Origin of the sequence: Candidatus Megaera venefica (assembly GCF_034554655.1) — a bacterium.
Lineage (GTDB): Bacteria > Pseudomonadota > Alphaproteobacteria > Rickettsiales > Rickettsiaceae > Megaera_A > Megaera_A venefica.
This window is the reverse complement of record NZ_JARJFB010000006.1, coordinates 1-24,646: the sequence shown is the minus strand read 5'-3', so window position 1 is coordinate 24,646 and position 24,646 is coordinate 1. Positions and strand designations below refer to the sequence as shown.

Genomic DNA, 24,646 nt, shown 5'->3' with positions numbered 1-24,646 from the left:
ATAAGCGTCTAAAAATACTTTTCTACCTTTATTGGACTATTATAAACAAATTATTTCTGGGTTTTCTCTTGCCGCCATCTCTTCATATTCTTTTTTCCATTCTCTATATCTTGAATTCAGATCTCTTCCTTCTAACTCATCAATTGCTATGCCCGTTGCATTTGCTAAAATAGTCAAAACCCTTTCTGGAACAGAAGTACGTAAATCAGAAATTTCATCACTCGTTAACATTAATACCCTCTTACAAAAATTGGGATAACTAATTTCATAAACTTTTGCTAAATCCTTAATCCAATCACACAATAATTGATTATCATTTGGTTTTGGATGTAATGGCCATCTCTTATTCATTAATTGATCATACTCTCATAAAGCCTGCGACGTTCACTAGGAGAATTATATTTAGTTCTCTCTAAAATTGCTTGGTCAATAAATTCTTGACCAGAAATAATAGCCTCGCATGCAGCCCTAGTTAGTAATGTCATAATTTCACCAATAGTACCTTCGCTTCTGGATAAAATTATTGAACGTACTTCTGAATCTAATAATGATGAAGGTTTTTGCAATGGTAAAACCATTGCAATACTTTTTAATAATTTGCTAAATTCATTATCGTTTTTCCATAATGGTAATATAAAAGGTTCAAACCTATTTTCTAACTGATCATCACTTCTGATAGCTAAATATGCATCCTTAATACCTACTCCTACTATTGGTATCTTCATTGTATTGCCAATAAATCTTAGAACATTCAAAAACTCTCTTTGTACATTATTATTTCCAGCCAATAAATTATGTAACTCGTCTACAATAAGTATTTTTACTTCAGTAACTTTCATTAGCTTTATCGCTATACTTTCATATTGAGCAGTAGTGCTATAAGCGATAGGAGCACCTAGTGCATCAAGCATCGTGGAATAAAATCTTCGTACAGAAGGATTAGACGGCATTTGTACTGTTAAAACAGGAATTACTTCATGGTCTTCATTTTCTGAGGTATAGGGTAAATGCTTGCGTCTAAATTTTTCTACAATCATGCTTTTACCGTTATTGGTAGGACTAATGAGTAGCATATTAGGCATTCTTATTTTTTTAGGATAATTTAATAGCTCTTCCATCCTACTCAATGCTTCTTGGGCTCTGGTATATCCTATCCAATACTCATTCTGGAGCGCTATAGTTCTTTGTTCTTTTGATAAAGTTACAATCTGGTGAATATGAGGTAAAAGATGATCCATTATTTACCACACCTCAATACTATCAAATGCTTCCGTATTCTTTTCATCAATATTTTCTTTATCAAACTTTGTTATAAATATTGCTTTTGGCTGTATTTTAGCATTTTCTTGTATACGCGTTCTATTCTTTCTCATGGCACGTGTTTGAGAAACTGAGGTTTTAACTATATGACGCATTTCATCTATTGCCTTAAATAAGCTATTTTCATTAACCTGCTCTTTGCCTATAGTTTTAAGCTTCTTTAAAGCAAGACGATGCTCAAATAAACTAATAGCAGGGTGTGATAAGCTACGATATGGGATTTCTAAATAACTTTTCTCTTCTTCTAAATAAACATAAATTCTACTTAAATCTCTAGGATCACGTCGGATCAAGAACTTACCATATTTATCTCTATTTGCTATAAACGGACGAAGAGCATTACTGTAATAAACTATATGGTCTAGCATAAAGCCATCCTTTCTCAAAGAACGATAAATTATAGGTAAAAAATCGATTAGAAATGCTTTTTTATCGTTTATATAGGATAATTTCTTACCATGTTGTTTCATCGCTAATAGACCTGATTCATAGAGCTTTAGCGGCGTTTGAGAAATTCCAGTATGTAAGCGTAAGTGATAATATTTAGTAATTGCTATAATCAACCATTTCTCAAGCTCACCAAGCGTCAGACAAGCTTTATTTTCAGATGTGTAATCACCTCTTTCTTTGATATTAGAGAAAGTAGTGCCAGGTAAAGTATGAACTAATTTCATCATGGTACCGATAACACGCTCTATAATGCCACCATAATGCGGTTTCCCTATAGGCCTATATTCTATTTTGATACCATGTTGCAAACAACCACGTGTTAGAGCCTTACTATGGAAATCTGAACCATTATCAACATGAATGATATTTGGTTTGCCATGAATAGGCCATACTGCATTAATTTCAAGCATAGCAAGCCAAGGAGCTTTATCCATAGCAATATGTGTCAAACACAACCCAACAGATACAGCAGAAGGAGCTTCAAGTGATAAAATGAAACCAGCAATGCATCTGCTATAAATATCAATAGCAAAAGTAACATAAGGTCTGCCAATAGGTAATCTTTCAATAGGATCAACAATTATAACATCAACTAAAGTATGATCAATCTGTACCACATCTAATGGATAATCAACTTTTGGGAAATTTCCCGTGATAGGCTCTATTGATTTACTATTACTTTCATCACGTTTTTGCAATTGAGCCAGTGCAAGAGAGCCAAGACGCCTACGTATAGTTATTTCCGATGAAAACTTAATTTGTTTTTCAAGAGATTGTTTCCTTATTTCTTCTACAATTTTTGCTGGACTAAGTTTTTGAGAAGTAAGATAAAATTTATCAATTACCTGATTAATAAGTTCTTCTTGTTGCTTAGATAATCTTGATCTTCCTTTACCACCATTAGGTTTTTGAGGAATAATAGAGGTCATTAAGCCATGTGATTGGCGATAACTGTGAATTAGTCTATATACGTAGCGCGTAGATAATTCAAGCTTGTTTGCCGCTTCTAATATCATTTTTCTTGAACAAATAGCGCTTTTAGCAAGAGGTTCTATAATCTCAGCACGTTGCTTACCTATATTCCAAATTTTGTCATTGATCTTGGAAATATCATCCATATTTATCTGAGTTTTTACATATATTGAACTTAACTTTGATTAAATCACGATATATTGAACTTGTCTATGATAAAATTGAACTCAACTTTGATAATTTTAGAATGGATTTATAAGGTTTTAAACACAATCTGCTGAACTCAGCTTTGAAAAATGACAGTGGTGGTATTGAAGGAGAGGAAGAAGCACTTGATGAGCAAATGAGTAAAAAACTAGACAAACTTCCGGCAAAACAACAGCTAAATGAGCTTTACTCTGCAGTTATTGATGGAGATAAAGAAAGAATATCGAGAATAGTAGATGTTGGTAATCCAGAAGTGTTTACTAAAGAAAACATGGAGAAAATAGCAAATGCTGCTCAAAAAATTTCAGCTACTCAAGAAATAGCTAAAAAAACCATTATAGAGTCCGGCGTAAAGAACCTTGTCAAAGAAGCCGAAATAAACATAAGTGTTGGAGAAAACAGAGGAAGGTAGAGAAGAATGAAGCCTGTTGAAGATAAGTTTGTTAAAACTGAAGGGGCGATAGAGAAATTAAGCGCTTCAGCTAAAGTAAAGCCCGAGTCTGAGTTAGAAAATCTCTTTGAGGAGATTGGGCAGGACGAAGACTTGGGAAAAGCTGTAGAGAAAATTTTTGATGAGATAACAGATTTAAATGAAATCCAGGTAAAAATCATTTTGCTAATAAGAAATTATTTGAAAGCAAAAAAGAAATCAGGCATTGATGTTAATAAAATTGATGAGCTAGAGAAAAAAATAACTGAAGATATTAATAAATTTGCTGGAAAGTTTAATAGAGTTATAGGAGAAGAAATTGATCCAAATCTAGGCACGGTTAGCAAAAAAGGCAAAGAAAGCATATTGAATATTGAGGCTAAAAAAAATCTAAAACGTATTATGAAAAACTTTGCGGTTTATGAAGTGTATAAAATCATGAATCCTAAAAGAATTGCTGGAGAGACTAAAGAAGATAATTACAGAAAAAACTTAATGCAAGGTGGAGAACAGCTTGCTAGTAGGTACGAAGGTGGTAAAGAATCTGATCTTAAGCAGTATGGAGAAGCAAAAGTTGAGCGTATAAAACACCAAGCTTTGTCAATGAGTAAAAGTGGTGGAATAGGTCGCTGACCCCTAAGTTCTCACTAAGACTTCAAGATGTTGTTGTAGTATTGTCATACTGAATTTACTTAGCTTTGTAACAGTGTCCTATAGCCCTTTTATGCAAAGATGATTAAGATTATGAATGAAAAAGGCTATATTCCTAAGTTTAATTATTATCTGTAATAAAGAAAATTCTAGTAAATTAATCATATGAGCAAAACATCAAGTAAAAATGCCAAAGTTGATTATGTTCTCGGATCTGGTGCAAGTGGCGCAAGAACCGATGTTACAAAAGATATATTACCAAAATTAGCTAGTAAAACGCCGCCTAAGGTAATATATACGGGGCCGTGGGCAAATTCAAAGTTTCTTGATGATATCGAAAAAAATAACAAAGCAAAAGGCAATAAGAAAATATTCTGGGTTTTTGGTGAAAATGATGTAGATAAACAAAAAGCTAACAGCCGAAGTATTAGAACTGGTTCTGCAAATCAAGCCTCCGTGCTGAATGGTAGAGCACATAAAGAATATAATGAATATGCAGTTGGTGTAGTAACAACTAAATATGGCGCTGCTCCACTTAGTGAATCTTTTAAACAAAGCCTAGAAGATCTTTACGATACAGCTGCAAAAAATCCTGATGCAGTATTTATTGTACCAGCTACCTTCGATAAGCAAGGGAATTTAAGCCAAGTTAACATTGGCACGGGTATTGCGGCTAATAGTTTAGCGCCTGAGTCAGTGAAAGAGATGACCGATGCTATACAAACCGTTCTCAGTAATATTGCTCAAGGCATCAGAGAGACAGTACCAGACATTGTATTAAAACCTAAAACTATCCAAATTAAGGAAACCACTCCCATAAAACAGCAGCTACCTGCTAAAAAAATTGCAACTAAAGAAGAAAGAGAAAAAACAGAACTGATTAGTCCCAAGCCAATTCCCGTGCCAACACAATTAGATGTCCCTTTAGAGCGGCCAGTTCCTATAAACGTCCCTTTAAAAACTTCTATAAAAGGAAAGAAAAATACAGAACAACCAGTATTACTCACTTCACAATCCAAAAATAATGCAAAAAGCATCAACAAATCGGCAGGAGCTGAACTTTGGCATAAAATTAAAAAAAACCCATGGAAAGCAATAGGTGTAGTTCTTCTAGCTGCGGTATGGCCAATAGGAACAGCTGTTGCCGGAACTATTATGGCTGGAGTTATGGTAAAAAGTGTTTACGATTCGCGTGTTAATAAACAATCTAATCAAGCTGAGCTACACTCTCCCGCTTCTTCTCGCCAGTCTATTCCCCACCGTAAGCAACGTTCCCAAATATCACCACCTCTTACGCCTAATATGAACAAGGGGCGTAATAAAAGCAAGAGTGGGGGAGAACGTATGCGTTAATATGTCATTAACATTAATTTTAGATAAGAAACAAGCGCTATTTCGCCACTTTTTTTGCTGTAAAAACACACATTCTTGTAAAAGTCATCCTGAACTTGATTCAGGATCTCGCGAGACAGAAGAAGATACTGAATCAAGTTCAGGATGACGTTACCTGTAAGTGCATTAACTTACGCAAGCTCAAGCATTCTAGTACCTTACGTTCCTTTAGATAGAGCTGGTTTTTAATTACCTTCATTTGAAACCGACTTATATTGGCCGTTTTCTTTCTTAATTATATCGTATTTACGTTGAGCAATGGAATCAACAAAGCCAATAGCCCCTGATGCGCCATGGAACGGTTCTGCTGAATTCAGCTGCTCGACAAATTTAGTTTTACTATAGTTTGATCCAATAGAATTTCCTACTAGTCGGCCTGCATCATAAGCAAGGGTGTGGATGAACGAAATATGCTTAATACCAAGTTGCGCCGAGCGAGCTGGTAAGTCAAAATTTACTATGTTTAGTGAACCGGTAAATGTTGTTGTAATTGGTTCTGAAAAATTAAGATCAATTCTGCTGTCTCCAGCAAGAATAGCCTTTTTATCTAAACTAAATTTCTGAGCATGTTTGAGAAGCGTCTCAAGTGCTGATTGATCGTCGGCAAGTAGGATTACAGGTCTTGTAAGCTCATAATCATTTTCATTTAAAGTATCGACAGTATCTGACACTAAACGTAAAGATTTTTCTAAATCTTCTGGTGTAGTACCGTAGAATTCAAGTCTAGCAAGAGCAGCTCCTTTTGAAGTAATCATATCTTTAAGTATTTTACTTATTGTATTAGAGTATCTACCTGCTGGAAGTAGGGTGATATAATTTTGATGTTTTTTCTCTAAGAAATAATTTGTAATTTGCTCTAGTTGCCTCATAGGAGCATGGCCAAATACATAGGTTTGCTTATCAGCAAGAACGGGATTATTTGAAAGCGATATGACAATCGTTCCCTTGCCCTTAACCTTTTCTGCAACGGCTTTTGTTTCTTCCGAATAAACTGGTCCAATGATTATGTCAACACCATCTTCAAGGATTTTATCTAGAGATTTGCTGAGAGTTTCTGGATTTGAAGAATCGTAAGTTGTAACACGTATCTTTGTTTTTGCTCCATCAGAAAGGCCGAGTTTAATCATTTGGGCATACTCCTTCCCCAGCGCCGCTTCAGGACCGGACAAAGGTAATACTATGGCTACATCTATGCCTTTTTGGCCTGCTATATTTTTTCTTGCAGAAGGTTTGTCTGTCTGGCTACAAGCGCTTATTAAAACTATACAAGCAAAAGAAATGATGAACTTTAAGAATTTTTGTTTTATATTACTCATAAATAATTCTCCAAATCTATGAAGACGGGTTGTTTAGTGAATTTAAAACCAGGACTATATATTGTTTCTACTCCAATAGGGAACTTGAATGACATAACTTTGCGTGCATTAGATGTACTAAAAAGTTCTGATATCATTTTTTGTGAAGATACCAGAGTATCAAATAAATTACTAGTGAAACATCAAATAAAGGCTTCATTAAAAGTTTACAACGACAATAGTGATATCTCATCAAGAAATAACATAAAGAAGCTTATCGAGGAAGGAAAAATAATCAGCCTCATTTCGGATGCTGGGACTCCATTGATTTCAGATCCAGGATATAAACTCGTTCGGGATTTAAAGAGTTCTGGTTTATATGTAGATGTTATTCCTGGTCCATGCGCTGCAATTGCTGCTCTTACTCTTTCTGGCTTGCCCACCGATAAATTTTACTTCGCTGGTTTTTTGCCCAAAACTAGAGAAGGAAAATTAAAAACATTTAATTCATTATCAAACATGCAATGTACCCTTATTTTTTATGAGACAGCTCTGAGGTTGGTTACTACTCTGGAAATAGCATTGGAAGTGTTAGGTAATAGAAAGGCTAATGTAGCAAGAGAAATTACGAAGTTATATCAGGAGTCTAATACGGCAAGTTTATCAGAATTGATTGATCATTATAAATTGTTCCCGCCAAAAGGAGAAATAGTTCTTAGTATATATGGTGAAGAGTTTGGGGCAGTATCAGTTGATAAATTACGTGCGGATATACTTAGCTTGATTGCTGAGGGGTTAAGTGCAAAGTCAGTATCGGATAAAATGTTTGCTGAGTATAGCGAATGCTTTAGCCGTAAAGATATATATAAAATGACTAATGAGATAAAAGCAGATTTTGATAGATGTGCTATAAGTCAGCGATGATCAATTATTGTATCCTATTACAAGAATGCATGCAGAGCTATACCAACGGTTTGTATTTTATCTCTATAAAATTGCCCATGCATTGACCTGCCAGAATAAAACTCTAGCATAACTTGCATCTTATTACTAATAAGAGCCGAATTTTCAATTTGAACTCCTGTTTTTACAGATACTCCTGGAAACCATGATCCATTCTGATCAGCCTTTATATCTATTCCGGATACAGGTCTTAATCTTCCCTCCATAAATGTGTAATCCGAATAATATTCAGTTCCTATTTGTATTTTTAGGGGCTTTATATAACTAGGCTCTTTGTGAACTAAGTAACCTCCGCCTCCATATACTCGGAAAGAATTGATATTATAAGATAAAATTAAATCTATACCTTCGTAGCTTAGATTAATCCGTTGTATAGCTTTTCCTTCGGGCGTTAACATAAATTCATCCCCTAAATGAGTGCTTATATGGTAAGGACGTAATAAAGCTGTGAATGCTCCAGTGCGATAAGAAATAGGCACGCCCACAAAATAATCCGCATTTATTAAGGCGCTGGGAGTTCTGCCAATATCCATAAGTCCAAATAAGCCAGCCTGCATGCTTAATTCCCATTCTTGATCCTTCTCTATATCAGCTATTCGGTAAAGAGAAAAGCTAGCGCCAAAGTTTGGTGCAAATGCATGACGTCGTAAAACGCTTCTTTTTAAATCATATTGATAAGCAAGAGTAAAACGTGGCCATTTTGGGTCTGCTATTAAGGGCTGAAATAAGCTATGGTTAGGCATTAACCCGTCAGTGACTGGAGTTTGGGAAGTAGCTTTTTGAGTAAAAACAGACTCTTTGATTGTTTTCTTTTTCGTTAGCGGTAAATCTTCACTACTATTGCCTTTAACTAATTTTATATCTTTAATATGGGTCTGCAAGCCTACAGTACTTTGTCTTACCTTTTGCAATATTTGTTCTCCATTATAATGGCCTAATTTATCTTCATTAATATAGACTATGCCATTTTTAACTATCACAGAATCACTAGGCAAGTAATAGATATGAATAAATGTACTTTGAATATAACCAGATAAATAATCATCTGAAGACGATGCTTTAGATCCTAATGCATAGCAGTTAATAACTGCCAATAAAATAACTACAAAAAATTTTTTCATTTAATAATTCACGAACTTTATTATTTTTTAAAAATATAACAGAGGGATACAATATAGAATGTAGACTTGTCCAGTAAAAAGATATCGAATCAAAAAAATTAGGTGAGACCAGCTCTTAAAAAAAGAAAATTACAACGTAATCTCCTTTTTATTAAGCTAAGCGCGTAAGCGCGGCTGAGTATTTATAGTGGTAATATTGATAAACCTATATATAGTACTTGATAAGCCTACCAAGTACTATATTAACAAAAGATGGGGTCAATTTTCTTAATTAGGTTTGTTCTCTTTTGCGGACTTTTCAAGATTTCTCCCCCCCGCTTTAATATCTCGTCCCATGCCTTCCATTGTATTGCAAGCTGTCAAAAATAAGGCGCTTAATCCTAAGAAAATAAATATATTTTTTTTATTCATAATAAATTTTTTCCAATATTTAACTAAGGAGGAATATCTAATGCAATTATTCCTTTAACTGAAATCTACTTTACCATAAATGAAAGAACATTACTAGTTGTTACATTTTATCTCAGCCAAAACATAACTTTCGCATCATCTGGTTTGCAATTCCTAACTTTTTAGGAAGGTGATTTTCCTTCCTTTTTATAATATACCAATTGATTATATAGCTATTAGTCTGCTAGATAGTGTAAAAAATGACTTGCAAAAAGTCTTGTCCTATATATAATCTTGTTGAATTTAAAGCAACGTGGCCCGTGGTATGCCTAATTTGCTTACTTTACACAGCCTTTTTATGATTGATAGAAAATGTAGTGTAAAATCTTTGTAAATACCATATTTGATAGAGGATTTTTATGCCTAAAATGAAAACTCACTCTGGTGCTAAAAAACGCTTCAAGCTAACCGCTACTGGTAAAGTAAAGGCTGGTCAGGCGGGTAAACAGCACTTTATGAGACGTCGTACTAAAGCCCAACTTCGCAACTTAAGAGGAACTGAAGTTCTTTGCAATCCAGATGCAAAAAGACTGAAGAAAATATTCCTCCCAAACAGTAATTAAATTAGGAGGGATGTAATATGACACGTGCAAAATCAGGTTTAGTATCTAAAAATCGCCATAAGAAAATAATCAAAATGGCTAAAGGCTATAGAGGCAGAGCTAATAACTGCTTCAGAGTAGCAATTGAAAAAGTTGAAAAAGCGTTGCAATATGCTTACCGTGACAGAAGAAATCGCAAACGCGATTTTAGGGGTCTATGGGTTCAAAGAATAAATGCTGCTGTGCGTGAGCACGGTATGGTTTACTCTACCTTCATGGGTGGAATGAAGAAAGCTGCAATTGAAATTGATCGCAAGATGTTAGCGGAGCTAGCTGTAAATAATCCTGAAGGTTTTGCTCAAATCGTAGAGCAGGTCAAAAAAGCTAGTTAGTTTTCTGTGAAAATAAGTTAGCTTTGCAAAAACATACCTTTTCATAAGTTTTCTTATGTAGGATTTTTGTTGAAGGGACGATTTGTAAAGTTATCAAGAGTAAACACCAGTCATCCAAGGCTGATAAGTCATCCTGAATTTATTGGGCTTCGCATGCCTTCGGCCCAGAATTTTATGAAACAGAAAAAGATCCCGGATCAAGTCCGGGATGACTAATGGATGATAATGCTGAAACAAGCTAAGCGTTATAATCCATTAGTTCAGGTTTAAGTAAGGCCTTAGCAGATTGCAAAAAGTAAATACGCAACTTGATGATGACACTCTATAATATGCTTTGATTTTGATGCTTAGAAACCAAGTAAAAACCCATAAGCAAATTTAGCTAGCTTTTTATTTGCGGAGTTTAAACCCCACGAAGATTAAATCACCAAAATAATATGCCTATTTCCAAAAGGTAATATTATTGGCTAGTATTAGATTAACTGCTCGGGATTGTTGAAAGTTTATGAAGACGTAGATTTGTACTTATATAACAAAATCAGTCGTTAATTTCTATCCATTCATCCAATTATCATTAGTTTTTTCTCCCATTACAACTATGCTTTTCTCCAATTCATTATTATGTATATTAGCTGTAGTTTTTTGTGCGTTTGGGTAACCTAGCAAAGAATAAACCTAGGTTGACCTAGTTCCTTGGGTCTTAGTAGTTCCTGATTTTTCTACATATACGTTTTTAGCGGTTTTTATAACTTCCAATTTATCAGAAATTGTAGAAGAAGATATTGGAACTGCATTCGTAGTAGCTAAGCTAATTTGAAAAAACTACCTAAGAATTATTGTTGCTTAAATTCAGTGATAAGGAGGCTTTCTAGGCCTTATTTTACTTAACTTTACGGTGCTGCAGATTATTTTTCTGGATTTGTTATTAGTCCTAATGTAGAATGGCGAACATCAATTTTGATTTTATGTTAGCAATAGTTTAGGTATGCAGTTATTTCCACTTAGATTTATACCAGAATCTCCCAAAATCAATTTTTTGGCTATGAATAAGGTGACTTATGGGCTGTCAATATTTTTGATAGCGTTTAGTATTTGCTGGATTAGCATATTTAAGTTCAATTTTGGAATAGATTTTGTTGGCGGGATTAGTATGGAAGTTCGTGCTAGCGAGGAGCCAGATCTTACGAAGATGAGAGAAGTCTTAGGAGCAATAGGTATCGGTGAAGTAGTTTTGCAAAATTTTGGTACTTCTCGTGATTTGTCTATTAGAGTTGGTGTAAGCAGCGAAGAAAATTTGATGGGAAATATTGCGCTCATAAAAAAAGCTCTTGAAGAGAATTTTTCTTATACATTTGATTACCGCAAGGTTGACTTTGTCGGTCCACAAGTAGGGCAACAAATGATTATGTCTGGGGTAATGGCAATGGTTCTATCTTTTATAGCAATTATGCTTTATATCTGGGTCAGATTTGAGTGGCAATTTGGTGTTGGTGTATTAATTGCATTAGTTCATGATGTAATAATCAGTTTGGGCTTTATGAGCGTTACCAAATATGATTTTAATTTGAGTACAATTGCAGCAATCCTAACGATAATAGGATATTCGGTGAATGATTCAGTTGTTATATATGACAGAATTAGGGACAACTTGCGCAAATTTAATAGAAAAGGGATAGATGAGATAATCAACACGAGTATAAATGAAACTCTGTCTAGAACCACAATTACAGTACTAACTACATTGCTTGCAAACTTAGCATTAATACTACTTGGTGGTGAAGCCATAAAAAGCTTTAGTATATTGGTGTTTTTTGGAATATTTGTTGGTACATGTTCTTCTATATTTATTTCAGCGCCAATTCTAACTCTATTTAATTTAAAAAACTTTAAAGAGTAATTTTATGAGAATTTCTGCAAACGATATTAAAGCCGGTAATATACTTGATTATGAAGGGGAGTTGTGGATGGTAGCCAAAACTCCTGAACATACTAAACCTGGGAAAGGTGGGGCATATGTTCAAGTAGAGATGAAGAACCTGCGTACTGGTAATAAGCTTAATCAAAGATTCAGTTCGGTGGAAAATGTTGAAAGAGCATTCCTTGAATTTAAAGAAATGCAATTCTTGTATATGGAAGATACAAAGTTGGTGTTGATGGATCCCGAGTCATTTGAGCAGCTGATGCTTGACAAAGAAATGCTTGGTGATAAGTTTCCGTTTCTTACTGATGGTATGGTAGTTACTGTTGAATTCTACCAGGATAAAGCGTTGAACATAAGGTTGCCTCAAACTGTAATAGTAGAGGTAGAACAAACCGATCCTGTGATCAAAGGTTCGACGGTTACGTCTTCATATAAGCCAGCCATATTGACGAATGGATTACGTGTGATGGTTCCGCCGTATCTTGTGACTGGAGAAAAAATAATTGTTAAAACAGAAGATTTGACTTTTGTTGAAAGGTCAAAATAATGGATGGAGAAGTCGGGTTAGTTGTTGATGCTACAAGGCAAGCATCAAAATTCCTACTTAGAGATTATTTTGAGTTAGAAAACTTACAATCCTCTACTAAGAGCGCCAGTGCTTCAAGCTTTGGCCAAAAATCATGTGTAAAGATGCTCCAGACTTTACAAGAAAGGCTAGGTAAATATTTTCATACAATCATTTTTGATAGCAAGGAAATAGCAAAATCTCAATTTGTTGGTAAGGCGGCATTGGTTGAAGTGCTTGATGGGTTTACAAATCTGACAAGGTCGCTCCCATTTTTTGGGATTATGGTGACTATAATATCCAACAAAAATGGTCAACTTATTACTGAAAAATCTGTTATTAATTTCCCGATTCTCGGAGAAATATATTTTACAGAAAAAGGTAAGGGGGTATGGCTTGAACGTCATTCTTTTAACTTTCCAGGTGCAACGCGCGTTAGAGTATCTGGCACTGAAAATATCGAAGATGCTATAGTTTCTACAAGTTTTAATTTTCTAAAAGATAACCCTGATACATTTAGTAATTTAAGAATCTTTGAATCATACACATACTCACTAGCACTTTTAGTATCAGGAAAGATAGATGTGATTATTATTGAGCCTGGTGATATATCTCTAATGGGTATTGAGCTTTTTATAGCTGAAGCCGGGGGTGTTTTTCATAAAAAAGGTGGAAAAATTGTCGCTTCTAATTCTAAACTTCATGATAAAATAAAACATATTGCTTAATCTATAGAGTCTTGTGCACTTTGGATTATGTGCGTTGTGTTGTTTGTCGTACTCTTGATGTATTAACCTCAGTTTGATGTAAGAAGTGAATATTTTGAGTAAAATTAGAACGATAGTCCATCTCTGGGCTGGGCTTGTCATTCCGAATTTGATTCAGGATTTTCCTTCGGTTGCTCTAGATCCTGAATCAAGCTCTGTATGACTTTCTTTGGTATAAAGAAGACACACGTAACCTCATGTCACTTCTAATGCTATAGACCAATTGTAACCAGTGCTTAAAAGGGGTTGTATTTATCTTATCCATTGTTCATACAATATAAATTGGTCGTTTCTGGGTAGCTTGGTACTTGCTGTTCGCCTATTTGTATATAGGCTTTTCGCCATCGTGTTTGCACAAAATGCCTCTGTATTTAATATAATATCTATGACTAGCCAAGTGTCTGATTTAAAACTGAAAGTTATATAAAATATAGGCTATTTATATAATTCTTTTTCATTTTCTATTTTTAATTAGTATTATAATCTAATTAGACGTTTAAAATCGGGGATGTAATTAAGTGACCAAAAAATTTACAATAAATTGCGATTTTGGTGGGCAGATGTCTCCATTTGCAATATTCATAGGCAAACCAGAAAAAGGACATCATCCACTTCACTTTCAGGCCGATTGGTTGTCTAAAGCTCGTGGTGGAATGATACCTGGCGAAGTAATGGAAGCGGTTACGCAGCTCCAAGAATTAGCGGAGAAAAATGGCGTAGCACTTGAAGATTTGTGTGTTTATGCTCTCGGAACTGAGAAACAACAGTCGGAACTTGAGGGTGTTCAAGAAGAAAGCAGTGTTCAAGAAGAAGGCAATATTCAAGAAGAGTCTTTTGTCGAAGAACCACAGGATGGTGAGGAAATGGTTGCAGAGGTTCCTGGTCAAGAAGAAATAGCGCAAGGGTTCCCAGGAGAATCAACAGAAGAAGAATCAACAGAAGAAGAATTAACAGAAGAAGAATTAACAGAAGAAGAATCAACAGAAGAAGAATCAACAGAAGAAGAATCAACAGAAGAGAAGAAAACTAACTAATCAAGAATTTATGGGGCTTACTTTGCCTTCGGTCAGACCTTAGGCAGCGGAAGGAGATGCTTAAACTAAGTTCAACATGAAGGCAGACGCATGGTCGATTATATTTTGTCAAAAAACGTTAGAGTAATTTTTCTTAAAAATTAATTATAGAATAAAATGACAAAAGTTAATTGTAGTTTAGATATCTTAATGATTACTGTAAGTGAAGAAAATGTGAATGCAAGAGATTCGCACGGTTGGGCTCCAATACATTATGCGGCTGGCTTTGGTGAAATAAAGTTTATTAAAGGTTTAGTAAGTTTAGCTGCTGATCTAAATCTCTATACGACAGAAACTGCAGAGAGCAAATCTCTGACGCCGATCATAGCTGCCATAAAAAATGGTCAAGTTAAAGCGTTGAATCAGCTACTTACGCTGGGAGCGAAGTCAGAGCTAAAAGTTGATGATTCAGCTCCATTGATGTATGCAATTCGCCATAAGACTCTAGCTCCTGAGTTGACGAGTGCTTTGATTGTTAATGGGGCAGATATATCTCAATTGAAGGAAATAATAGAGAAACTTGGTGCAGCAATGCTTACAATTCTTGAGGTACAAGAGGAGCTAATTGAAAAGATTGTTTCTGCAGTTAATGGTAATGCAGATCAAATATTAGAAGAATATTTAGGTAGGGATGATATTAGTGTTATCGGCAACGAAAACAAGAAAGAAAAAATAGAAAAAGAAACGGATGAATTTATAGGTATTTTTAGTGATTTTACTAGTAAAGAAACTTATGATTTATGGCTTAGTGGTAAATTTTTAGAAGATTCATCAGATAGTTTTTAGACCATTTCGAAAGGGGTAATTTGGCAAGAGAGCAATCAAGTTTAATTGTTTTATCTCTTATCATCACAACACATTGTATCAATTACTTTTTTAACATCACCCATCTTACTAATATATTATTACTTAATTTTGCATAAAACTTATCTCGAATTAGCGTAGATTGAAATTTATGCAAATAAATATAGTAATTAAGCTAAATTTAGGGGCTGCTAAAGTTGCAGATTCCAGCGTAAAACTTTTGAGCTTGATATAAATAAAGAAATTTGTTACAACATATGCCCGACATTCGCGGGAATTAAATTAATACTTAATATAGGTAAAAAATGGCAAAAAATAAACCAAGTTGGGATTTAAATGATTTACTGAACACGGTGAATGAAATAAATGTAAATGAAGCTGATCAACATGGGTTTGCTCCCATTCATTACGTTGCAGGATCGGGCGGTCTAGAACTTATTAAAGGTTTAATACGTTTAGGCGCTGATCTAAATATGTATACAACAATAGATACACCAGAAAATAGAGCAGTAACTCCGATAACTATATCTATAAAAAATGGTCAAGTTGAAGCATTGAACCTTCTACTTCAGATGGAAGCAAGTTCAGAGCTGCCAGTTGATGGATTAGCTCCATGGATGTATGCAATTCGTCATAAAACTTTAGCTCCCGAGTTGACCAGCGCTTTAATTGTTAATGGAGCAGATGTATCTCAGTTGAAAGGAATAATTAAGAGCCATGGTGCAGCAATTCTTACAAAGCTTGCAGTGCAGGCGGAGTTAGTTGAAAAAGTTGCGTCTGCAGTTGATGGCGGTGCAGGTGAAATATTAGATAAATATCTAAGTATAGATGATACCACTCCAATAATTCATATTTCCAAAGCTTTTGAGTCTGATGATAATGATTCAAGTCCAATAATTCATATTTCTAAGGCTGCTCAGTCTCATCATAATGTTCCTAGACCAGTTGACATTGGTAAAGCATTTGAGGCTTGTGATATAGAGTCTGTTGTTTCTTATGTGAAAGATATAAGAGTCTTAGATAAGGATAAATATACTTCTAATTTATTCGCAGCTGCAGCGATGCAAGGCGGTCCCGAATATATTAAGATGATGGTAGCATTATCTCAAGCTGGTTATGAAATTAATAGAAAAGATAGTGATGGTTTTACTCCTATCCAAAAGATTGGAACAAGCAATGTAGTTGCACTTTGCATGCTAATTACACAAGGTGCAGATTCGAACGAGATAGGTCCAGATGGGTTTAATGCAGTTCACAAAGCGATTCTTTCCGGAAGTTTTAATATATTAAATTTATTGATGGAAAACGGTGGTAATCCAAATTTACCAGCTAAGAATGGTGAAAATCCTCTAATGATGGTTATGCAGTCCAGGGAAAATATGAGCGAAATGTTTTATGTGTTAGTAGCGCACGGAGCAGATGTAAGCGAATTTGATATAGAGGGTATGAGATTAATTGCTGGAGTATCAATTGATCCAGAATCAGTCGATTTAATGCTTGCAGTCAAGAGCGCAGACTCCCTAGCATTAACTGGAAATTTATCTGAGGCTGAAGGTGATATAAATCAGAAAATATATTATGCAAGGCTATCATTTTTTGCTAAGAAATTACCGGGAGATTATAAGCATTTGGTTCAGATAAAAGAAGCTTTAGTTGAAGGTAGAGATCAATTAGGCCACGATGAAGAAATGGATACTTTTATAATAATATGTAAAAATATCAAATGGAAAGAAATGCTGTCTCTTGATTCTCAATCCCTTACCATAGAACTTGGAAAATATATGCAAGCACTTGGCTTGATTAATCAAGTAGATGGTATAGAAGAAAAAACAGAAGAGTTAGCAGATGGTCTTAGTGATCCTGTTTCTGTTGCAGGTGATGATGATATAGAAGTTAGTGGTAAACTTCCAATAGATCCATCAGATGATTTCTAATAGATTCTAAAAATAGTTTAGCAAGAAGAATAAATGTTAATTTCTTCTTGCTAAATGAGAATAATCATCATATTTCATTAAATTCGGTTTTGCTGGAAACTCAAGAGTATCTATATAGTGTCCAAGTAGATTAGAGAGTCCAGCTTTGTGCTTAGCTATTTCATTAAGTGAAAGAGTGATTTCTGTTAATGAAATATAGGGGCTAGAACTCCCAATTTTTACATAAATTATAACTACTCCGTTTTTAAATGATAATTCTGACCCAAGAGGAAATCCTCCTTCGCACGCTATAATTGCCTCAATAAGAAGTTGTGGTGATAAGCCTGATAAAACATCTTTTTTGGTGGGCACGGATCCTGTTTTAAAATCAATAATTGCCAATGTACCGTCCTGGTCAAGTTCTACTCTATCGGCAATAGCTTTTAGTGTAATATTTTTTCCCTTTATGTTTAGAGTGGTATGCCCTTCAATTTCGCTATAAATTTTAATAGCACTTTCACGTCTATCTTCATCAAATTTAATAAGTTCATCAGCAAGAGCCGTGATCTTTATTTTCCATAACTTTTTGCTATAGTCTGGAATGGTACTGTCTGCAAGTATAGATTCTGCAATAGATATAACCTGTAGAGATTTATTAACATTTTGGGAATTATAATGTTTTGTATATTGTTCGACAACTAGGTGAAAGAAATTACCAAATTCAGCTAAATTAGGACGTTCGTCTATTTCATCAATTTTGCGTAATTTGAGTATTTTTTTAGCATAGAAATTATAAGGGGACCTAATTAAAGTTTCAATATCGGTGGCATATAATGTATCTGGAAAGCTTTCGCTTTTTGCACTTATTTCTGGCAATATTGGCTCGTATTGATCAAAAACTGGTTTTGCCACTATTGTTTCTAAATCTTTACCCAAAATATGTTTTAGATTTAGAATAAATGGTGAAGGGAGGGTTAGTTTGTTTGTGCCTTGTTTTTTTGCTCTAGTAATAAGTACTTGTCGATTTTGAATGTTCATATAAAAATCGTACAAGGCTTTATCGAAGTTAATTTGTCTTTTATCTAAACCAAGCATTATTTGCATTTTTTTGCTAAGCCAAGGATTGTTTTGCGCGATATTTGGATAATTACCTTCGTTTAGGTCTGTTATTATCGTTAGATCATAGTTGATAAATCCTGAGGAACTAGGCTGGCAGATGATAATTTGTTGTTCATGATTTGGTGGGAATAATCTGCCTCCATCAATAATTTGACGCAAGATCTCTGGAAAATCACCTATATTATTAATTTCTAAAGTATGTTTTAGCCTAACAATTTCGCTAATTAAGGATATAGTACCCTGGCTATTTTGCCAAATTGTAGGTACAAGTTTTTCAACTACTTTGATTACATTTTTAAATACCAAATTAAATTGATTTGACCTAGTGCGAAAAGCAAGTGCATTAGTAATAGTCCTAAAATACTTTAATAATTCTTGCCCTCCATGAATTTCTAAAATAGATAAAATGGTTTCTAAATTAGACGCAAACTTATTATTTTTTCTGATTATATTTTTTAATTTTTGTGAATGAATTGAATTAATCATTGGATGTGCGAGGAAGGTAAAAAACCTTTTTAAATCAAAATCGCTGCATAAAAGTTCGGCAACAATTAATATTAAAGATATAGAATGTTGGTTGAAGATATTGTCACCAAATTGGTCTTTATACCCTAATGAATATTTTTCTAAAAATAGCTGGTATTGCTCTTTAGAATATTGATTATGAGTAATTAATGCAATTCTACTTGTTGGAGTTTGGCTCAATTCAGATGCGCATCTGAGGGCTATATATTCAGCTTCATGGGCAATGTTTTCAAACTCAACGTACTTTAACTCTACTACCAAAGGCATCTGCTTTGTCGCTACGGTACTCAGATCCTCACGTACATTAAGTACGCTCTGGTCTTGCGCTCCGTGGGCTCCTAGCATTTGCTCTTTGGTAGCGAGTTTTGAAAAAAGTCTATTATTGGTGAGAGTGTTTAGATCAAATTCTGGCTGGGCTATAAACAGACAATTGTCTAGCCTGAGTGCGGTTTTTATAAATTCAGAAGTCATCAAATTATTACTAACTATACCGGCAAGGATAAGAATTTCTGATTTATCTTTACTCAACCTTTGAATTTCAGAGTCAAACATCAACTTTTGGTATGATGCACGAGTCATTTTTTTCATAGATTGAATTTTTATTTGCCAATTACCAAAAGCAAAAGAAAGGAAATCGTGTATTTTATGCCAATGCTCAGGTTGATCAAGAATTGGTAATTGTTTTATTTCTTCAAGTTTTATATCATTTGCTTCTAGTTCAAAAAACAGATTTGCTAAAGACGGACTAAGGCGAAGGCTTTGTACTAAATTATAACCTAATGTTTTGTACTCGCTAATAGTGCTAGCCAGAGTGATTTTTTCTTCAAGGCGACTTATGCTGCCAATTTGTTCTGATGGTATTTTGAAAATCTCTTCACTTTCAGCAACTAGTTCACTAATGGGAATGATTTTTGGCAGTATACAAGTACCAAGCTTAGTTACTAAGATTTTTTGCAATTCGCTGCATGCAAGGCCTGTTGGCAAGAGAATTTTAAGCTTAGTGAAATCATTAGCTGAATTATTTATAGCTATTTGAGCTACGTTTTCAAGAAATGTAAATTTAGAACTGGATTGAAAAGCTGTCATTGAAATAACATAAAATAGCTATAATAAACAATCTTTACAAAAACTGCTATAGCAAGGGTTAGGCTTAAATTAATTCTACAAAACCCAGCAAACACTATAATAAACTTACCAAAAAAAGGTACTGCGCTAAGTACTAAAAATAAAAATAAATAGTTGGAACGACGAATTTGTTCAATTTTATTTTGTGACGATGACGCTTCCTCACTTGCGAGGGGTGCTAATATTTTATGGCATATTATACCAAGCAGGTAATTTATACAGGAGGCAATAGAAAATGAGACCGTGGTAACCGCGATAATTATGTATGGATTATATGAATTAAAGACTTTCATTGAATAAATAACGAGTTCCGAAGACGGGTTAATAGCAAGGTTGCTTACTAAGGTATCAGTGAAAAGTAATAAGTATATTTCGGTAAGATTCATATATCATAATATTGGTAAAATGGGGTTAGCCTATTGCCATGCTGAGCTGGACTCCGCCTCTCAAAGATCCCAAATCCAGCTCAAGATGGCATTGTTACTATTTAATTTTATATATAACATATCAATATATAGCAATTTATCCTACGATATTTAGCAATATACCATGCTAAAATACTTGCAACTTCGCCAATCTAGGGCTAATTTAGATGGTGATTAATAATTAAATAAAATTTTTGAGGAAAAATGTTGAATATCTCTTTTGAAGGCAAGGATTTATACGAAAATGAAGCTATAGCGGTCTTAATCAATGATCAGTTAAAAATAGATAATGAGACAATGGCGATTGATCAAAAATACCATGGAATTATTTCTAAGACTATTATTGATAAGAATAGGTTTGAAGGCAAAGCAGGGCAAGCTATTTCTTTAACAGCTGTGGATAAAGATGGTAAAATCAAACACCTAATCATTATAGGGATAGGAAACGAATCTAGTGTTTCTGAATATCAAATCGAAGAGCTGGGTGGACGGATATATTCTAAAGCCGAAGACCTTAAAGCTTCTTCTGTTGGATTTAAAGCAGCTGGTCGAATCGGCAATTTTAGTGTAGAGCAAGTCACATCGCTTCTTGCAAGTGGAGCACTACTTGCTGCATATAAATTTGATAAATATTTCACTAAAAAAACACAGCAAGAAAAATTTGTAACAAAAGATTTTAACCTAATTGTCCCTGATGTGGAGGTTGCTTACCATGCTTTTGAGCCTTTAAAGGCTGTAGCTATGGCGGTTTATTTCGCACGTGATTTGGTTAGTGAAGTCCCAAATATCTTGTATCCAGAAAGCTATGCCGAGCGGATCGTAGAAAAACTTGAACCACTTGGAATTGATATAGAAGTTCTTGGAGAGAGAGAGATGAAAGATTTAGAAATGGGAGCTTTACTTGGTGTTGGACAAGGGTCTCATAATGAATCTAAGTTGGTGGTAATGAGATATAATGGTGGGCCGTCTGATCAAAAACCAGTCAGTTTCGTGGGTAAAGGCGTAACGTTTGATACTGGGGGTATTTCGATAAAACCATCTCTTGGTATGAGCGATATGAAGCATGATATGGGTGGATCAGCTGCGGTAGTTGGTGTAATGAAAGCTCTTGCCTTGCGTAGTGCAAAAGTTAACGCTATAGGTATAGTTGGTCTAGTTGAGAATATGCCAGGTGGCGGCGCACAAAGACCGGGAGATGTGGTAAAAACCATGTCTGGTCAAACAGCTGAGGTGTTAGACACTGATGCGGAAGGAAGGCTGGTGTTATGTGATTGTGTTACTTATTTGCAAGAAAAATTTGAACCAGATTGCGTGATTGACCTTGCCACATTGACTGGAGCAATTGTTGTTTCGCTGGGTCGTACTTATGCTGGAATATTTGCCAATGATGATGAGCTAGCTCAGAAGCTTACTGAGTCATCTCTTAAAACTAATGAAAAATTGTGGAGAATGCCGCTTCATAAAGATTATGATGATATGATAAAATCTTCTGTTGCAGATGTTGCAAATCTTGGTAGCGAAAAAGGTATGGCTGGAAGTGCAACAGCTGCTCACTTTATCGCTCGCTTTATTAAAAATGGAGTTAAATGGGCCCATCTTGATATTGCCGGTACTGCTTGGGATAAGGCTGGTAAAAATCCAATATGCCCGAAAGGAGCAGTAGGTTTTGGTGTAAGGTTACTCAATAAGTTTGTATGGGATAACTATGAGTCAAAATAAAAATCCGCGTATTTTTGTTGTTGGTAATGAAAAAGGTGGTGCAGGTAAAACAACTTGCTCAATGCATTTGATTATTGGTTTACTTGATAGAGGTTATAATGTTGCTAGTATTGATGTAGATTCCAGGCAACATTCTCTCACGTCTTATATTAATAATCGTGAGAGTTATAATCAGCAAAATATAGATCATAAAGTTGATATGCCAATGCATTTTCATCTAAACGAAGTAGTTAATAATTCGATTGAAGAAAAGGATAGGCAAGAAAAGCTGCAATTCGAACAAGTGTTTGGTGCTGCAAAAACCCATGCTGATTATATTGTGATTGATACACCTGGAAGTCATACAAATTTATCAAGGATAGCTCACTCATACGCCGATACGGTTATTACTCCAGTTAATGATAGTTTTGTTGACTTAGATGTAATAGCAAAAATAAATGGAGATAATTTTGATGTCTCGAAACCTTCTATATATAGCCAAATGCTTTGGGAGCAAAAAATGGAGCGCGCTTCAAGAGATCAAGGATCAATTGAATGGATTGTAGTGCGAAATCGCCTTAGTAACATAGATGCCCAGAATAAGCGCAATGTTTCTTCTGCGCTCGAAAAGTTAGCCAAGCGTGTGTCTTTCAGAGTTTTGCCGGGTTTTAGTGAACGTGTTATATTTAGAGAATTATTTCCTTTTGGACTTACTTTGCTTGACTTGAAAAAAGCTAATTTCAACAAATCTTTTAGCTTATCACATGTGGCAGCTCGTCAGGAATTGCGGGATTTTTTGGATAGCTTAGGTGTCAAATAAAAATCGGAATTTTGCTTGAAAGAGTTATTCTGAACTTTCTTGGGCTTATGGCCGCGTCCTTGGCTCATGAGATAGTCTAGGGCCAAGAGGGCAGCATGGTTTCACCAAATCAAGTTCAGCATGCAAGTAAAAAGGAGATGCCGGCTCAAACTAGTCGTGATTTAAGATTTAACTCTCTAATTTATAAAACCATATTATGACTTTGTATATTTTAATAATAGTAGCTACAATTTTGGGTCTAGGACTTGTCTATTCTTTTTATAAAAATGCACGACTTAGTATTCAACTCGATTTTCTTAAGCAGCTATCTCAAGAGGAGCAGAATAAAAATAATTTACTGGAAGTCCAAAAGATCGAATATATCAAAAGAATAGAGCAATTATTATCGCAGACAAAGTATCAAGAGAGCTTAATTAATGAATTCAATAAAATAAAAGCTGATTCAAATGATGCAACTAAAGCGGCACTTTTTGAACTAGGCAACCAGCTATCAAAACAATTAATCGAAATTCATAAAAAGGAAAATCAGGAAGCTAGAGAGTTTTCAGAGAAAAGCATCAAAGAAACATCATCTAGATTTAACGCTGAGTTTGAAAGAATAGTTAGTATGGTTGGGTCGCTTAGTAAAGAAGTTTCTTTGTCTAAAGATACTGTGGATATAATAAAGAATTCTTTGCTATCTCCATCTGGTGCTGGCAGTCTTGCTGAAATTACTCTAGAGAATATTCTAAAGGCTTCTGGTCTTAGAACAGGGCTGGATTTTATTATGCAATATAGCGCTGTTGATGAAGAGCATAGCTCCTTTAGACCAGATGCAGTAGTTTTTCTGCCAAGTAATAAGTTGATGGTTGTGGATGCAAAGGCTTCAAAGTTCCTAGTGGAAGACCAGGATGACCTAAAAAACCTTGCTAGGACAATGAATAATCATTTAAAGTCGTTGTCTGGTAAAAGCTATGCGGATGTTGTTAGGAAGAATATAGAGAACAAAGGATATTCGCTGGCAAACATAGTTACTTTGATGTTTCTACCATCTGAGCATGCGATTGAAAAGTTGATAGATGCCGATAGCGATTTTATGAATAAGGCCTGGAAAGCTAATATTTTTCCTGTAGGGCCAGCTGGACTTATGAACATGTTGTCATTTGCAAAATTCCAGATATCAGAGCAAATGATGATGCATAACCACTTGCAGATAATTGAAGAGATAAAGAAACTTATGTCCTCTGTTGGTCTTATGGCTGAGCATTCTTCGAAGCTAGGTAATAGCATTTCCAGTGCAGTCACTCATTACGACAAATTTGCTGCTTCGTTTAATCGTAATTTTCTTTCAAAGGCTAGAAAACTTAATAAAATGGGTATAGACGGTGGGCTTAAAAAAGATCAAGAATCTCTGCAGCGCATACAAGTATTTGTTACAAAATCTGAATTAATTGAAATTGAAACGGAAGCAGAGATAGAAGTAAAAGAGTTAACCACTGATTTACCTGATAATCAAACTGCATGAAATAAACTTAATTTGTTTTTATACCAAACTTATGTATATAACCTTAGGTTGCAAAAACTGAAGCTTACTAATTAGTTCTGGGTAACTTTAGAGCTTTTTGATCGTGGAGTTCGAAAACTGTTAACAACAGCTACAATAACCTTTAAGAATAAATCTTCCTCTGAACATCGCTATCATCTCCTCGGTCTTAAGATCCTGTTAG

23 protein-coding genes and 1 pseudogene are annotated in these 24,646 nt (G+C 34.8%); 16 read left to right on the top strand and 8 right to left on the bottom strand.

Annotated elements, in window-relative coordinates; all coding sequences use genetic code 11:
• Window positions 1–39: 39 nt before the first annotated feature.
• The 3 genes from Megvenef_RS00915 to Megvenef_RS00905 are packed head-to-tail and all read right to left on the bottom strand — an operon-like array spanning window position 40 to window position 2,888.
• Complete coding sequence (locus Megvenef_RS00915) at window positions 40–351, bottom strand: hypothetical protein (RefSeq protein ID WP_322776133.1); 312 nt, start codon at window positions 349–351, stop codon at window positions 40–42.
• Complete coding sequence (locus tag Megvenef_RS00910; RefSeq protein ID WP_322776132.1) at window positions 351–1,238, bottom strand: TniB family NTP-binding protein; 888 nt, start codon at window positions 1,236–1,238, stop codon at window positions 351–353. Before Megvenef_RS00910 ends, Megvenef_RS00915 begins: the two co-directional genes overlap by 1 nt.
• A gap of 3 nt (window positions 1,239–1,241) precedes the next feature.
• Entirely contained in the window at window positions 1,242–2,888 is a 1,647-nt protein-coding gene (locus tag Megvenef_RS00905) for a Mu transposase C-terminal domain-containing protein (protein WP_322776131.1), read from the bottom strand.
• 143 nt (window positions 2,889–3,031) lie between these two features.
• Here Megvenef_RS00905 and Megvenef_RS00900 point away from each other — a divergent pair, with 143 nt between their 5' ends.
• From Megvenef_RS00900 to Megvenef_RS00885, 4 genes are all read left to right on the top strand, one after another.
• A complete protein-coding gene (locus Megvenef_RS00900; protein WP_322776130.1) occupies window positions 3,032–3,361 on the top strand; it encodes a hypothetical protein in 330 nt (109 codons plus the stop codon).
• 6 nt (window positions 3,362–3,367) lie between these two features.
• A complete protein-coding gene (locus Megvenef_RS00895) occupies window positions 3,368–4,012 on the top strand; it encodes a DUF5394 family protein (RefSeq protein WP_322776129.1) in 645 nt (214 codons plus the stop codon).
• A gap of 183 nt (window positions 4,013–4,195) precedes the next feature.
• Window positions 4,196–5,383, top strand: a complete 1,188-nt coding sequence (locus Megvenef_RS00890) for a hypothetical protein (RefSeq protein WP_322776128.1) — start codon at window positions 4,196–4,198, stop codon at window positions 5,381–5,383.
• Window position 5,384: 1 nt separating this feature from the next.
• Window positions 5,385–5,531, top strand: a complete 147-nt coding sequence (locus Megvenef_RS00885) for a hypothetical protein (protein ID WP_322776127.1) — start codon at window positions 5,385–5,387, stop codon at window positions 5,529–5,531.
• Between the two features lie 76 nt (window positions 5,532–5,607).
• Here the strand turns inward: Megvenef_RS00885 and Megvenef_RS00880 are convergent, their stop codons facing one another.
• A complete protein-coding gene (locus tag Megvenef_RS00880; protein WP_322776126.1) occupies window positions 5,608–6,738 on the bottom strand; it encodes a penicillin-binding protein activator in 1,131 nt (376 codons plus the stop codon).
• Window positions 6,739–6,774: 36 nt separating this feature from the next.
• Here Megvenef_RS00880 and rsmI point away from each other — a divergent pair, with 36 nt between their 5' ends.
• On the top strand, window positions 6,775–7,641 hold the full coding sequence (rsmI, locus tag Megvenef_RS00875) for a 16S rRNA (cytidine(1402)-2'-O)-methyltransferase (protein WP_322776134.1): 867 nt from the start codon (window positions 6,775–6,777) through the stop codon (window positions 7,639–7,641).
• A gap of 17 nt (window positions 7,642–7,658) precedes the next feature.
• Here the strand turns inward: rsmI and Megvenef_RS00870 are convergent, their stop codons facing one another.
• Both Megvenef_RS00870 and Megvenef_RS00865 read right to left on the bottom strand, forming a co-directional pair.
• On the bottom strand, window positions 7,659–8,801 hold the full coding sequence (locus Megvenef_RS00870; protein WP_322776125.1) for a DUF1207 domain-containing protein: 1,143 nt from the start codon (window positions 8,799–8,801) through the stop codon (window positions 7,659–7,661).
• 267 nt (window positions 8,802–9,068) lie between these two features.
• Window positions 9,069–9,212: an entericidin A/B family lipoprotein gene (locus Megvenef_RS00865; RefSeq protein WP_322776124.1), complete on the bottom strand. Its 144-nt coding sequence runs from the start codon at window positions 9,210–9,212 to the stop codon at window positions 9,069–9,071.
• Window positions 9,213–9,610: 398 nt separating this feature from the next.
• On the opposite strand from Megvenef_RS00865, the gene rpmI reads away from it, so the two are divergent.
• The 8 genes and pseudogenes from rpmI (at window position 9,611) to Megvenef_RS00825 (ending at window position 17,249) form a co-directional block, all read left to right on the top strand.
• Window positions 9,611–9,814, top strand: a complete 204-nt coding sequence (gene rpmI / locus Megvenef_RS00860; protein WP_322776123.1) for a 50S ribosomal protein L35 — start codon at window positions 9,611–9,613, stop codon at window positions 9,812–9,814.
• Window positions 9,815–9,831: 17 nt separating this feature from the next.
• Complete coding sequence (gene rplT / locus Megvenef_RS00855; RefSeq protein ID WP_322776122.1) at window positions 9,832–10,185, top strand: 50S ribosomal protein L20; 354 nt, start codon at window positions 9,832–9,834, stop codon at window positions 10,183–10,185.
• A gap of 985 nt (window positions 10,186–11,170) precedes the next feature.
• Window positions 11,171–12,082 carry a protein translocase subunit SecF gene (secF, locus tag Megvenef_RS00850; RefSeq protein WP_322776121.1) on the top strand — a complete coding sequence of 304 codons (912 nt, stop codon included), beginning with the start codon at window positions 11,171–11,173 and terminating at the stop codon, window positions 12,080–12,082.
• 4 nt (window positions 12,083–12,086) lie between these two features.
• On the top strand, window positions 12,087–12,653 hold the full coding sequence (gene efp / locus Megvenef_RS00845; RefSeq protein ID WP_322776120.1) for an elongation factor P: 567 nt from the start codon (window positions 12,087–12,089) through the stop codon (window positions 12,651–12,653).
• Entirely contained in the window at window positions 12,653–13,399 is a 747-nt protein-coding gene (locus tag Megvenef_RS00840; RefSeq protein WP_322776119.1) for an inositol monophosphatase family protein, read from the top strand. The genes efp and Megvenef_RS00840 overlap by 1 nt, the downstream gene beginning before the upstream one ends.
• A gap of 599 nt (window positions 13,400–13,998) precedes the next feature.
• Window positions 13,999–14,250, top strand: a pseudogene (locus Megvenef_RS00835) (DUF2610 domain-containing protein); the annotation flags it as partial.
• A gap of 378 nt (window positions 14,251–14,628) precedes the next feature.
• Window positions 14,629–15,297, top strand: coding sequence for an ankyrin repeat domain-containing protein (locus tag Megvenef_RS00830; protein ID WP_322776118.1), 669 nt, complete (start codon window positions 14,629–14,631; stop codon window positions 15,295–15,297).
• A gap of 323 nt (window positions 15,298–15,620) precedes the next feature.
• Window positions 15,621–17,249, top strand: coding sequence for an ankyrin repeat domain-containing protein (locus Megvenef_RS00825; RefSeq protein WP_322776117.1), 1,629 nt, complete (start codon window positions 15,621–15,623; stop codon window positions 17,247–17,249).
• 36 nt (window positions 17,250–17,285) lie between these two features.
• Here the strand turns inward: Megvenef_RS00825 and Megvenef_RS00820 are convergent, their stop codons facing one another.
• Complete coding sequence (locus tag Megvenef_RS00820) at window positions 17,286–19,958, bottom strand: PD-(D/E)XK nuclease family protein (RefSeq protein ID WP_322776116.1); 2,673 nt, start codon at window positions 19,956–19,958, stop codon at window positions 17,286–17,288.
• A complete protein-coding gene (locus Megvenef_RS00815) occupies window positions 19,955–20,383 on the bottom strand; it encodes a hypothetical protein (protein ID WP_322776115.1) in 429 nt (142 codons plus the stop codon). Before Megvenef_RS00815 ends, Megvenef_RS00820 begins: the two co-directional genes overlap by 4 nt.
• A 243-nt stretch (window positions 20,384–20,626) precedes the next feature.
• On the opposite strand from Megvenef_RS00815, the gene Megvenef_RS00810 reads away from it, so the two are divergent.
• From Megvenef_RS00810 to Megvenef_RS00800, 3 genes are all read left to right on the top strand, one after another.
• The gene (locus Megvenef_RS00810) at window positions 20,627–22,141 is read left to right on the top strand and encodes a leucyl aminopeptidase (protein ID WP_322776114.1); all 1,515 of its coding nucleotides are present in this window, start codon (window positions 20,627–20,629) and stop codon (window positions 22,139–22,141) included.
• Window positions 22,128–22,940 (top strand): division plane positioning ATPase MipZ, encoded by an 813-nt coding sequence (locus Megvenef_RS00805; RefSeq protein ID WP_322776113.1) that lies wholly within the window; start codon window positions 22,128–22,130, stop codon window positions 22,938–22,940. The genes Megvenef_RS00810 and Megvenef_RS00805 overlap by 14 nt, the downstream gene beginning before the upstream one ends.
• Window positions 22,941–23,136: 196 nt before the next feature.
• Window positions 23,137–24,444, top strand: coding sequence for a DNA recombination protein RmuC (locus Megvenef_RS00800; protein ID WP_322776112.1), 1,308 nt, complete (start codon window positions 23,137–23,139; stop codon window positions 24,442–24,444).
• Window positions 24,445–24,646 lie beyond the last annotated feature (202 nt).

Bases quoted from the DNA above. Each gene is read 5' to 3' on its own strand.
- Megvenef_RS00865 (WP_322776124.1), bottom strand. From the start codon at position 9,212: ATGAATAAAAAAAATATATTTATTTTCTTAGGATTAAGCGCCTTATTT.
- Megvenef_RS00890 (WP_322776128.1), top strand. From the start codon at position 4,196: ATGAGCAAAACATCAAGTAAAAATGCCAAAGTTGATTATGTTCTCGGA.
- Megvenef_RS00830 (WP_322776118.1), top strand. From the start codon at position 14,629: ATGACAAAAGTTAATTGTAGTTTAGATATCTTAATGATTACTGTAAGT.
- rplT (WP_322776122.1), top strand. From the start codon at position 9,832: ATGACACGTGCAAAATCAGGTTTAGTATCTAAAAATCGCCATAAGAAA.
- Megvenef_RS00825 (WP_322776117.1), top strand. From the start codon at position 15,621: ATGGCAAAAAATAAACCAAGTTGGGATTTAAATGATTTACTGAACACG.
- Megvenef_RS00905 (WP_322776131.1), bottom strand. From the start codon at position 2,888: ATGGATGATATTTCCAAGATCAATGACAAAATTTGGAATATAGGTAAG.
- Megvenef_RS00840 (WP_322776119.1), top strand. From the start codon at position 12,653: ATGGATGGAGAAGTCGGGTTAGTTGTTGATGCTACAAGGCAAGCATCA.
- Megvenef_RS00800 (WP_322776112.1), top strand. From the start codon at position 23,137: ATGACTTTGTATATTTTAATAATAGTAGCTACAATTTTGGGTCTAGGA.
- efp (WP_322776120.1), top strand. From the start codon at position 12,087: ATGAGAATTTCTGCAAACGATATTAAAGCCGGTAATATACTTGATTAT.
- rpmI (WP_322776123.1), top strand. From the start codon at position 9,611: ATGCCTAAAATGAAAACTCACTCTGGTGCTAAAAAACGCTTCAAGCTA.
- Megvenef_RS00810 (WP_322776114.1), top strand. From the start codon at position 20,627: ATGTTGAATATCTCTTTTGAAGGCAAGGATTTATACGAAAATGAAGCT.
- Megvenef_RS00915 (WP_322776133.1), bottom strand. From the start codon at position 351: ATGAATAAGAGATGGCCATTACATCCAAAACCAAATGATAATCAATTA.
- Megvenef_RS00805 (WP_322776113.1), top strand. From the start codon at position 22,128: ATGAGTCAAAATAAAAATCCGCGTATTTTTGTTGTTGGTAATGAAAAA.
- Megvenef_RS00815 (WP_322776115.1), bottom strand. From the start codon at position 20,383: ATGAATCTTACCGAAATATACTTATTACTTTTCACTGATACCTTAGTA.
- secF (WP_322776121.1), top strand. From the start codon at position 11,171: ATGCAGTTATTTCCACTTAGATTTATACCAGAATCTCCCAAAATCAAT.
- Megvenef_RS00880 (WP_322776126.1), bottom strand. From the start codon at position 6,738: ATGAGTAATATAAAACAAAAATTCTTAAAGTTCATCATTTCTTTTGCT.
- Megvenef_RS00895 (WP_322776129.1), top strand. From the start codon at position 3,368: ATGAAGCCTGTTGAAGATAAGTTTGTTAAAACTGAAGGGGCGATAGAG.
- Megvenef_RS00820 (WP_322776116.1), bottom strand. From the start codon at position 19,958: ATGACAGCTTTTCAATCCAGTTCTAAATTTACATTTCTTGAAAACGTA.
- Megvenef_RS00885 (WP_322776127.1), top strand. From the start codon at position 5,385: ATGTCATTAACATTAATTTTAGATAAGAAACAAGCGCTATTTCGCCAC.
- Megvenef_RS00870 (WP_322776125.1), bottom strand. From the start codon at position 8,801: ATGAAAAAATTTTTTGTAGTTATTTTATTGGCAGTTATTAACTGCTAT.
- Megvenef_RS00910 (WP_322776132.1), bottom strand. From the start codon at position 1,238: ATGGATCATCTTTTACCTCATATTCACCAGATTGTAACTTTATCAAAA.